This is a genomic window from Paraburkholderia franconis, from assembly GCF_009362735.1.
Taxonomy (GTDB): domain Bacteria; phylum Pseudomonadota; class Gammaproteobacteria; order Burkholderiales; family Burkholderiaceae; genus Paraburkholderia; species Paraburkholderia franconis.
On the sequence record NZ_WHNP01000008.1, the window covers coordinates 121,378 to 131,452 of the forward strand.

Annotated in this window: 11 protein-coding genes; 4 read left to right on the plus strand and 7 right to left on the minus strand. The window is 65.5% G+C overall.

Going from position 1 to position 10,075, the window contains the following annotated elements; translation table 11 throughout:
• Both cbiB and cobU read right to left on the minus strand, forming a co-directional pair.
• Positions 1-942: an adenosylcobinamide-phosphate synthase CbiB gene (cbiB, locus tag GCT13_RS11335; protein WP_152757919.1), complete on the minus strand. Its 942-nt coding sequence runs from the start codon at positions 940-942 to the stop codon at positions 1-3.
• On the minus strand, positions 939-1,487 hold the full coding sequence (gene cobU / locus GCT13_RS11340; protein ID WP_152757921.1) for a bifunctional adenosylcobinamide kinase/adenosylcobinamide-phosphate guanylyltransferase: 549 nt from the start codon (positions 1,485-1,487) through the stop codon (positions 939-941). Before cobU ends, cbiB begins: the two co-directional genes overlap by 4 nt.
• A gap of 99 nt (positions 1,488-1,586) precedes the next feature.
• Between cobU and GCT13_RS11345 the strand changes: the two genes are divergently transcribed.
• Positions 1,587-3,137, plus strand: a complete 1,551-nt coding sequence (locus tag GCT13_RS11345) for a cobyric acid synthase (protein ID WP_407670770.1) — start codon at positions 1,587-1,589, stop codon at positions 3,135-3,137.
• A gap of 124 nt (positions 3,138-3,261) precedes the next feature.
• Positions 3,262-3,696, plus strand: a complete 435-nt coding sequence (locus tag GCT13_RS11350; RefSeq protein WP_152757923.1) for a DoxX family protein — start codon at positions 3,262-3,264, stop codon at positions 3,694-3,696.
• Between the two features lie 98 nt (positions 3,697-3,794).
• On the opposite strand, the gene GCT13_RS11355 is transcribed toward GCT13_RS11350, so the two are convergent.
• Entirely contained in the window at positions 3,795-4,214 is a 420-nt protein-coding gene (locus GCT13_RS11355; protein ID WP_152757925.1) for a PaaI family thioesterase, read from the minus strand.
• Positions 4,215-4,429: 215 nt separating this feature from the next.
• On the opposite strand from GCT13_RS11355, the gene GCT13_RS11360 reads away from it, so the two are divergent.
• Positions 4,430-5,089, plus strand: a complete 660-nt coding sequence (locus GCT13_RS11360) for a ParA family protein (protein WP_152757927.1) — start codon at positions 4,430-4,432, stop codon at positions 5,087-5,089.
• A gap of 65 nt (positions 5,090-5,154) precedes the next feature.
• Here GCT13_RS11360 and panD read toward each other — a convergent pair whose 3' ends face one another.
• The 4 genes from panD to GCT13_RS11380 all read right to left on the minus strand — a co-directional run bounded on the left by panD (position 5,155) and on the right by GCT13_RS11380 (position 7,884).
• A complete protein-coding gene (panD, locus tag GCT13_RS11365) occupies positions 5,155-5,541 on the minus strand; it encodes an aspartate 1-decarboxylase (protein WP_028369329.1) in 387 nt (128 codons plus the stop codon).
• 97 nt (positions 5,542-5,638) lie between these two features.
• Complete coding sequence (gene panC, locus GCT13_RS11370) at positions 5,639-6,472, minus strand: pantoate--beta-alanine ligase (RefSeq protein WP_152757929.1); 834 nt, start codon at positions 6,470-6,472, stop codon at positions 5,639-5,641.
• A gap of 353 nt (positions 6,473-6,825) precedes the next feature.
• Positions 6,826-7,698, minus strand: coding sequence for a segregation and condensation protein A (locus tag GCT13_RS11375; protein ID WP_321574286.1), 873 nt, complete (start codon positions 7,696-7,698; stop codon positions 6,826-6,828).
• Positions 7,699-7,884 (minus strand): DUF3460 family protein, encoded by a 186-nt coding sequence (locus GCT13_RS11380; RefSeq protein ID WP_087734419.1) that lies wholly within the window; start codon positions 7,882-7,884, stop codon positions 7,699-7,701.
• Between the two features lie 394 nt (positions 7,885-8,278).
• Between GCT13_RS11380 and GCT13_RS11385 the strand changes: the two genes are divergently transcribed.
• Positions 8,279-10,060 carry an autotransporter assembly complex protein TamA gene (locus GCT13_RS11385; protein WP_407670775.1) on the plus strand — a complete coding sequence of 594 codons (1,782 nt, stop codon included), beginning with the start codon at positions 8,279-8,281 and terminating at the stop codon, positions 10,058-10,060.
• Positions 10,061-10,075: the final 15 nt, after the last annotated feature.

Consider the following 10,075-nt stretch of genomic DNA (forward strand, 5'->3'; position numbering starts at 1 on the left):
CTAGCCCTGAAACGGCACGCTTAAAAGCGCGAACGCGATGAAGACGGCGAGCCACAGAATGACGGTCCGCTCGACGAGCATCAGCGCTGCCTCGACGTGCCGCGCGCTCGCCGTGTGGCCCGCGCCGAGCACGGGGCGCTGTTCTATCACGCCGTGATACACGGCCGCGCCGCCCAGCAGCACGTTGAGGCTACCCGCGCCGGAGGCCATCACGGGCCCGGCGTTCGGACTGTCCCAGCGCGGCGCCTGCTCGCGCCAACATTGCAGCGCGGTGCGCGTGTCGCCGAGCAACGCGTAACTGAATGCGGTGAGGCGCGCGGGCAGCCAGTTCAGCACATCGTCGAAACGCGCGGCCGCCCAGCCGAAACTCAGATAGCGCGGCGTCCGATAACCCCACATCGCATCGAGCGTATTCGCGAGGCGAAACGCGAGCGCGCCCGGCCCGCCGAAAATCGCGAACCAGAAGAGCGCGCCGAAGATCGCGTCGTTGCCGTTTTCCAGCGCTGATTCGACGGCAGCGCGCGACAGCGCGCCTTCGTCCGCGTGCGATGTTTCGCGCGAGACGATGCGCGACGTCAGCACGCGCGCCTGCGTGAGATCGCGGCTCGCGAGCGCGCGGCCGATGGGCGCGATGTGATCGTGCAGGCTGCGCGCGCCGAGCGCGAAATAAAGCAGCGCGATGTGCACCGCGCACGCCAACACGAACGGCAGCGCCAGCACCAGCCATGTCGCGACGAGAACGGGCGGCACGACGGCCAGCAGCCACGCGAGAATGCCGAGCAGCCGGCCGCGCCGTCCCGTGTTGAGCGCGGCTTCGAGTTTCGCCGCGAGCTTGCCGAAGCCGACGAGCGGATGCGCGCGGCGCGGTTCGCCGAACCATCGGTCGATAGCGACGGATGCCGTCGCCAGCGTTGCGACGAGAGGCAATGACAGCAGCATCATGAGCGGTCCGCCGTTTTCAGATGCAGAGGCAGGCCCGCGACCATCATCGTGACCTGCGTGCTGATCGCGGCAATGCGCTGATTGAGCCGACCCAACTCGTCGACATAAAGACGCGTCGCCGCGCCGAGCGGCACGACGCCGAGCCCGATTTCGTTGCTGACGACGATGATCTTCGCGCGCGCCTGCGCAAGCGCTTCTTCGAGCATCGCGAAACGCGCGAGGTAATCGACGACAGGCTGTGAGCCGTCGGCGGGGCACAGCAGGTTCGCGAGCCACAGGGTCAGGCAGTCGATCAGCACGCACTGCCCCGGCTGATCGATGGACGCGAGCGCTTGCGGCAAGTCGAGCGGCGCTTCGAGCAGCGACCAGTGCACAGGCCGCCGCTCGCGATGGCGCGCGACGCGCGCGGCGAACTCGTCGTCGCCGATCCGCGCGGTCGCGACATAGGTGACGGGCAGCGCGCTCGCGGTCGCGAGGCCTTCGGCGTGCAGGCTCTTGCCCGAGCGCGCGCCGCCGAGGACGAAGGTGAGGTCGCGGGAAATCATCGCGTAATTGTACCGACAGTGTCTGCATGTGCCGTGACGAAAGCGCGCGCTCGCAAGTGCGATGGGATAATGCGGGCTTCCCTTCCTCCGACTGCGCACATGGCCACCGTGTCCGCTTTTTCTTCCGCTTTGACTGAAGCGCCCGACGTGCCCCTCGATGTGCCCTCGAACGTGCCCCGCGGCACGCTGATGATCCAGGGCACGACGTCCGACGCGGGCAAGAGCACGCTCGTCGCCGGACTGTGCCGTCTCGCGCGGCGCGCGGGCGCGCGGGTCGCGCCGTTCAAGCCACAGAACATGGCGCTCAATAGCGCAGTGACCGTCGACGGCGGCGAGATCGGCCGCGCGCAGGCGCTGCAGGCCGTGGCCGCGGGCATCGATGCGCACACTGATCTGAACCCCGTGCTGCTCAAGCCGACGAGCGACCGCGGCGCGCAGGTGATTATCCACGGCAAGGCGCGCATGAATCTTGATGCTCGCGCGTATCACGACTACAAGCCCGTCGCGTTCGAAGCGGTGCTCGAGTCGTATGCGCGGCTGAAGGCGTCGTACGACACGATCTTCGTCGAAGGCGCGGGCAGTCCCGCCGAAATCAATCTGCGCGAGCGCGACATCGCGAACATGGGCTTTGCGGAAGCCGTCGATTGCCCCGTCGTGCTCGTCGCCGACATCGATCGCGGCGGCGTGTTCGCTCATCTGACGGGCACGCTCGCCTGTCTCTCCGAAAGCGAGCAAGCGCGCGTGCGTGGCTTCGTCATCAACCGCTTTCGCGGCGACGTCGGCCTGCTCAAGCCTGGGCTCGAATGGCTCGAAGCGAAGACGGGCAAACCCGTGCTCGGCGTCGTTCCGTATCTGCACGGCCTCACGCTCGACGCCGAAGACATGCTGCCGCGCGAGCTGCGCGCCACGCACGCCGGCGACGCCGCGCGGACGTTGCGCGTCGTCGTGCCCGCGCTGCCGCACATCAGCAATCACACGGATTTCGATGCGCTGCGCGCGCATCCGCAAGTCGACTTTCACTACGTGCGCGCGGGCAGCGCGCCGCCGCCCGCCGATCTGATCATCCTGCCCGGCTCGAAGAACGTGCAGGGCGATCTGGCGTTTCTGCGCGCGCAGGGCTGGGACGCCGTGTTGCAGCGTCATCTGCGCTACGGCGGGCGCGTGATCGGCGTTTGCGGCGGCATGCAGATGCTCGGGCGCGAAGTCGCGGACCCACATGGCGTCGAAGGGCCGCCCGCGACGGTCGCCGGCCTCGGCTGGCTCGACTTCTCGACGACGCTTACGCGCGACAAGACGCTCACGAACGTGACGGGGAGCCTCGCTTTCGATGCCGCCGATATCGCCGGCTATGAAATCCACATGGGTGAGACGTATGGCCCCGCGCTCGACGCGCCCGCGCTGCTGCTCGGCGACGCGGACGGCCGCTCGCGTCCCGACGGCGCCCGCTCCGCCGATGGCCAGATTCTCGCGACTTATGTGCACGGTCTCTTCGATACGCCCGCCGCGTGCGCGTCGCTGCTCGCGTGGGCGGGGCTTGCGGACGCCGAGCCCGTCGACTATCCGGCGCTGCGCGAGGCGTCGCTGGAGCGGCTCGCCGATACGCTCGCCGCGCACCTCGACCTGAAGCGCCTGTGGGCGGCCGTCGGTTGATTCGTTCTCGACGCGAATTAATCTAAGTCGGCAAGGCGGTTTTTCTGATGCATCGGTTCGAATAAAGTCCGTTCCATCGACGGCGCAACCCGCGCCGTCAAACCATCATCACCAAGGAACCGACATGAACCTGACCGCGAGCAACAAAGCCGATCTCGCCGCCACGATCCTGCGCGTCGCGCTGGGCGTGCTGTATCTGGCGCACAGCCTGCAGAAGATCTTCGTCTTCACGCTGCCGGGCGCGGCGCAATTCTTCGTGTCGATCGGCTTTCCGGGCTGGCTCGCCTACGTGACGACGTTCGTCGAACTGTTTGGTGGGATTGCATTGCTGCTCGGCGTGCAGGTCCGCTGGGTCGCGCTCGTGCTGCTGCCGTTCATGCTCGGCGCGCTGTCCGTGCATCTGCCGAACGGCTGGGGCTTTGCGTCTCCGCACGGCGGCTGGGAGTATCCGGCGTTCTGGGCCGTCACGCTCGTCGTGCAGTCGCTGCTCGGCAATGGTCTTTTTGCTGTCGGCGGCGCGAAGGCGGAGTCGCTCGGGCAGGCGCGCAAGCCCGCTTGATGCAGCGATCCGGGGCTGGTGCGCTGCCAGCTTCGCAACGAAAAACGGCACGCGGGCGTGAGCCTCGTGCCGTTTTTGTCGTTGATGGCTTGCGGTGGTTAGTACAGCACCATCTGCGTACACCGGAACAGAGCCATCGTCTTGCCGGTCGGATCGGTCACCGTCGCGTCCCACACCTGGGTGCTGCGCCCCAGATGCACGCCTTTCGCGACCGCGCGGATCGTCCCTTCCGTCGACGTCCCGAGAAAATTACTCTTCAATTCGATTGTCGTGAAATTGCGTGCGCTGTCGGGCAGATGCGCGAGGCACGCGTAGCCGCACGCGGTATCGGCGAGAGCGATCACGGTCGCTGCGTGCAGAAAGCCGTTCGGCGCGAGAAGCTCGCTGCGAACGGTCAGCTCGGCCGTCAGTGTGCCTTCGGCGAGGTCGATCACGCGCACGCCCAGCAAGCCAGGCAGTGAGCCTTTCTGGCGTTCGTGGAGCCGGTCGATCGTGTAATCGCTGCGCAGCTTGCTCATAATCCTCGTACTCTCGAAAAAAAGGGCTGGAAGCGTCACTCGGGAGCGTAGGGACTTCGACGCAACAGGTTTTGCCGATATTATCAACGGCTGGAATAATCGGCCCACGCCGTGCCAAAACGCCCAGGCCGTATCGGCGGGCCGCGGAGCGCGGGCGGGCCGGAAGTCGAGCGGCAAACCGGCTGGCAGCGCCAGCCATCTTCCCGGGAGAATTCATGACGGTGATCGTGGTGGCGAATCCAAAAGGCGGTGTGGGCAAGAGCACACTGTCGACCAATCTGGCTGGCTATTTCGCGGCTGAGGGCCAATGGGTCGCGCTCGCGGATCTCGACCGGCAGCAGTCCGCGCACGCGTGGCTCGATCTGCGTCCGGAAACGCTGCCGGCCATCGAAACGTGGCACGTCGATCCGGACGCGCCTTCCAAGCCGCCCAAGGGTCTCGAGCAGGCCGTCGTCGATACGCCCGCCGGTCTGCACGGCAACCGGCTGAACGTGGCGCTATCGCTCGCGGACAAGGTGATCGTGCCGCTGCAGCCATCCATCTTCGATATTCTCGCGACCAAGGAATTTCTCGAGCGGCTCGCGAAGGAAAAGGCGGTGCGCAAAGGCGCGATCGAGATCGGCGTGGTCGGCATGCGCGTGGATGCGCGCACGAAGTCGGCGGACCAGTTGCATCGCTTTGTCGACGGCCTGGATCTGCCCGTGCTCGGCTACCTGCGCGATACGCAGAACTACGTGCAACTGGCGGCGCACGGCCTGACGCTGTGGGACGTCGCGAAAAGCCGCGTCGAGAAGGATCTGGAGCAGTGGGAGTCGATTACCGCGTGGCTCAACGGGAAAGGCTCGGGCGGGAAGGGGAGCGGGAAGAAAGGCTGAACGCGGCTTTTCGATCGGATAGCCGCTTCAGCCTTTGTTGCCAGTGACCGTGGCTGGCGATCAGATCAGGTCCAGCTTTGCGTCGGCACGTGATCGCGGCTGCCCTTGATCACGTTGTTTTCGTCGACGAACACGAGATCCGGCTTCCAGCCCGCCTTCAGCTCTTCTTCGTCGACGTTCGCGAACGCCGCGATGATCACGAGATCGCCCAGTTGCGCGCGCCGCGCCGCCGAGCCGTTCAGCGAAATCATGCCGCTGCCGCGCTCGCCCTTGATCGCATACGTCGAAAAGCGCTCGCCGTTGTTGATGTTCCAGATGTCGATGCGCTCGTTCTCGACAATGTTCGCCGCTTCCAGCAGGTTTTCGTCGATCGCGCACGAGCCTTCGTAGTGCAGCTCGCAGTGCGTGACCACTGCGCGGTGAATCTTCGACTTCAGCATGTTGCGTTGCATGGCTAATCCTTTGGCGTTGCTACTGCTTTGGCAGCTTGGGCCCGCGTTGGGCCTGGCCCGGGCGCGAATTGGCGCCGTGCCGGCGCCGCGGTTGAGTTCAGATTTCCAGGTTGTCGATGAGACGCGTCACGCCGAGCTTCGCGGCCGTGAGCACGACGAGCGGCGCGTCCAGTTCGTGCGCGGCGGGCGCGACAAGGTTCGAGCGCTTGCGGATCGCGACGTAATCCGGCTTCCAGCCGCGCGCGGCGAGCGACGCCATCGCCTTCTGCTCCAGCTTCGCGAAATCGCGGCTACCCGACAGCACGGCTTCGCGCACACGCCCGAGCGTGACCGCGAGCATTGGCGCTTCGGCGCGCTCGGCTTCGCTCAGATAGCGGTTGCGCGAACTGAGCGCGAGGCCGTCGGTGTCGCGCACGGTTTCGGCGGCGATGATGTCGGTGGGTAGCGCGAACTGCTCGGTCATCGCGCGCACGATCATCAGCTGCTGATAGTCCTTCTTGCCGAACACCGCGACGCGCGGCTGCACGCACGACATCAGCTTCATCACGACCGTGCAGACGCCCGTGAAGAAGCCGGGCCGGAACTCGCCTTCGAGGATATCGCCCAGGTCGTGCGGCGGATGCACGCGGTATTCCTGCGGCTGCGGATACATGTCCCGTTCCGTCGGCGCGAACAGCACGTAGACGTTTTCCTTCTGCAGCTTGTCGATGTCCGCTTCGAGCGTGCGCGGATACTTGTCGAAGTCTTCGTTCGGGCCGAATTGCAGGCGGTTCACGAAGATGCTCGCCACGACCGGGTCGCCGTGCTGGCGCGCGAGGCGCATCAGCGACAGATGGCCTTCGTGCAGGTTGCCCATCGTCGGCACAAAGGCGGTGCGGTTCTGGCCGCGCAACTGGTCGCGCAATTCCTGGATCGAGCTGATGACTTTCATGATCGGGCGGTGTTGTGAGCCATTCGGGCCGCTAACGGCGGCGCTGGATAGCTCGCGGTTGTCTCGTTTGCGCGAAATGTCGCGCGCTTTCGTGATATCCACGCAGAGCCGGCCGGGCCGGCTTTGAAGCCTTCGAAGCGCGGGATTGTAGTGGATTTGTTGTTGTGGTGCACCAAATCGAGGCGGCGGGTAAACGCCTGGCCTGGCGCCGGGTCTCGCCCCTGGTTTTGGGGCCGCAGCCATTGCCGGGAGCGCATCTGCTGGAGCGCCCGGAAGGCTCTGCTGCGAGTGCGCGGACGGCTAAGGCGGGAGTATGACGCAACGATTGTCCCCCGCGTCGACGCCGCCGTCTGTCAGGCCGGCAGGTAAGCCAGCCGCACGTAAATCGGCGCGAACGGCTCGGCCTGCGTGATTTCGATCAACGACTCACGCGACAGCTCGAGCATCGCGATAAAGTTCACGACAACGACGGGTACGCCGCGCGTCGTGTCGAACAACTCCGAAAACTCCATGAAGCGCGCATTCTGCAGCTTGCGCAGGATTACGCTCATGTGCTCGCGCACGGACAGCTCTTCGCGCGAAATCTTGTGATGCTGGACGAGCTTCGCCCGCTTGATCACGTCGGCCCAGGCGGCGCGCAGGTCGTCCGTGTTCACGTCAGGGAAGCGCGGCGTGATGCTCTGTTCGATGTACACCTCGGCGCGCAGGAAGTCGCGGCCGAGCTGCGGCAACTGGTCGAGGCGCTGCGCCGCAAGCTTCATCTGCTCGTATTCGAGCAGGCGGCGCACCAGTTCGGCGCGCGGGTCTTCCGCTTCCTCGCCCGTGTCCGCCTTCTTCACGGGCAGCAGCATGCGCGACTTGATCTCGATCAGCATCGCCGCCATCAACAGATATTCGGACGCGAGTTCGAGATTGGTCTTGCGCAGCTGTTCGACATAGCCGAGGTACTGGGCCGTCACTTCGGCCATCGGAATGTCCAGCACGTTGAAGTTCTGCTTGCGGATCAGGTACAGCAGCAGATCCAGCGGGCCTTCGAAGGTCTCGAGAAAGACTTCGAGGGCGTCCGGCGGGATGTACAGGTCCTGCGGCAGCTTGAAGAGCGGCTCGCCGTACAGGCGAGCGAAAGCGATGCCGTCGACGGTGTCGGGCGTCGAGTCGGTAGCGGGCGTGGCGAGCGCTGTATCGGACTTTTCCGTTGCGGCGCGGGCCTCGTCGGCGGTGGTCACTTAGAAGTTCTGGTAGTAGACGTACGGCGTCTGCCTCACGCGCGCAGCCTGATTGGACGCGCGTTCGTCGAGGTCGATCGGCTGCTTGTCCCACAGGAGCGCGCGGCCGCGACGCTGCTCTTCCTCCAGGGTGGGCTTTTGCTGCTTCAGTTGGTTCAGGAACTGCGTGATATCCGATTGATACATGGCTCGACGTCCGTGAATGAAGGTGACGGCGCCCGAAAGATGGCCTGGAAGGCGGGGCCGCCGGTGCAGAGCAGGATTTTACCGCAAGCCCGGGCAGGCCAAGCGAAAAGTCAGCGGAACCGCTGAGCGGCCTGTGGCGTCCAAGGCGGGCACCCGTGACATGCGTCGGGCATGCGTCAATGTGCGTTCGCACGGGCTGACGTGGCGCGTTCGATAAATTGCGCGCGAGCGCCGATGTGGTCAAATAGCGGGGGTTCCCCTGCGCCTTGACTGGCGGGGTGTCGGCATTGTTCAACAAATCGTCAATAAGAGCCGGAGGTCGTGTTTGGCGGGGTGGGCCATCGAGCGGTCATGCAAACGCCGCAACGAAATCCTGGTGAACAACCGTCCCGCGATGCATCGTGCATCGTATGCGGCGGCGTTGCTGCGCGCGTGCCTGTCGTGCGGGCTCTGCGTGCTGCTGCTGATGACGGCGTCGCACGCCCACGCCGCGCGCGCGAAGCCGTCGTTCAAGGTGGAAGTCGAGGCGGAGCCGCGTTCGCTGCGCAAGCTGCTCGAAGAGCATCTCGACATTTCCCGCTTCGCGAAACGCGACGACATCTCCCCCGAGCAGTTCGATTTCCTCGTGACGGCGACGCCGCAGCAGGTGCGCGATCTCGCGTCGACGCAAGGCTATTTCACGCCCGTCGTGCGGACCGACGTGCGCACGGTGGACGATAAAAAAGAGGTGCACGTTTTCGTCGATCCGGGCCCGCGCACGACGATTTCGTCGATTTCTCTGTCGTTTCGCGGCCCGGTGCTGACGGAAGACCCCACGCAGGAAAACGCGACGCGCTTTGCGTTCTCGCTGCACGAGGGCGATCCGTTCACGCAGTCGGACTGGGACGACGCGAAGGACGCGGCGCTGAAGGCGCTTCAGGCGCGCCGCTATCTGGGCGCGAAGATCGCGCGCTCCGAGGCGCGCGTCGACCCGCGCACGCACGAAGCAAAACTGTCCGTCACCTTCGACAGCGGCCCGACGTTCACGATGGGCAAGCTCGACGTGTCGGGGCCGCGGCGCTATCCGGAGCGCATCGTCGAGAACGTCAATCCGATTTCGCCGGGCGAAGTCTACGACGTGCAGCGCGTGACGGAGCTGCAGCGCCAGTTGCAGAACACGCCGTACTACGCGAGCGTCGCGATCGACGTCGGCAACGATACGGAAAAGCCGCTCGAAACGCCCGTGCATGTGAAGGTCAGCGAGTACCCGTACAACAGCGTGCGCGGCGGCGTCGGCTATTCGACGGACACGGGCGCGCACATTCAGGGCTCGTATTCGTATCTCGATACATTCGGCGCGGCGTGGCCGTTTTCCGTCGCCGGGCGGCTCGACCAGATCCAGCAGTACGGCGAGGTGAAGCTCGCGATGCCGCCGGGACGCCGTGGCTGGACCAATAGCGCGATCGCGTCGTACACCAGCACGGACGTGTCCGATACGCGCATCTACAGTATGCGCGCGGGCGTGCAGCGAACGCGCACATCGCAGTACATCGACTACGCGTACTCGATCCTGTACTACCAGGACCGGCTGGACCAGAACACCCAGGCGCCGACGACGAGCCGCGCGCTCGTGCCCGCCTGGTCGTGGACGCGCCGCAATACCGACGATCCGCTGTTCCCGCGCTCGGGCAACCTGCTGCACGTCGAGGCGGGCTTCGCGGTGAAGGGCTTCCTGACCGACCAGACCTTCATTCGCGGCTATGCGCGTGGCCAGCAGTACGTGCCCGTCGGCGCGCGCGACCTGATCGTGTTCCGCGCGGAGCTGGGCGGCGTATTCACGAGCGGCCCGTCGAGCGGCGTGCCGGCGTCTCTGCTGTTCCGCGCGGGCGGCTCGAATTCGGTGCGCGGCTACGGGTATCAGAGTATCGGTAACAACGTTGGCGGCTCGATTCTGCCGACCAAGTATCTGATGACGGGCTCGTCCGAGTATCAGCACTGGTTCAACCGCGACTGGGGCGCGGCGGTGTTCTTCGACATCGGCACGGCTACCGATACCTGGGGCGAAAAGGTCTTCTATCCGGGCGTCGGCATGGGTGCGCGCTGGCGCAGCCCCGTCGGTCCCGTGAACGTCGATCTCGCCTATGGCATTCGCAACAAGAGCGTGCGGCCTTATCTGACGCTCGGCATCGCCTTCTGATTTTCACTGAACCCA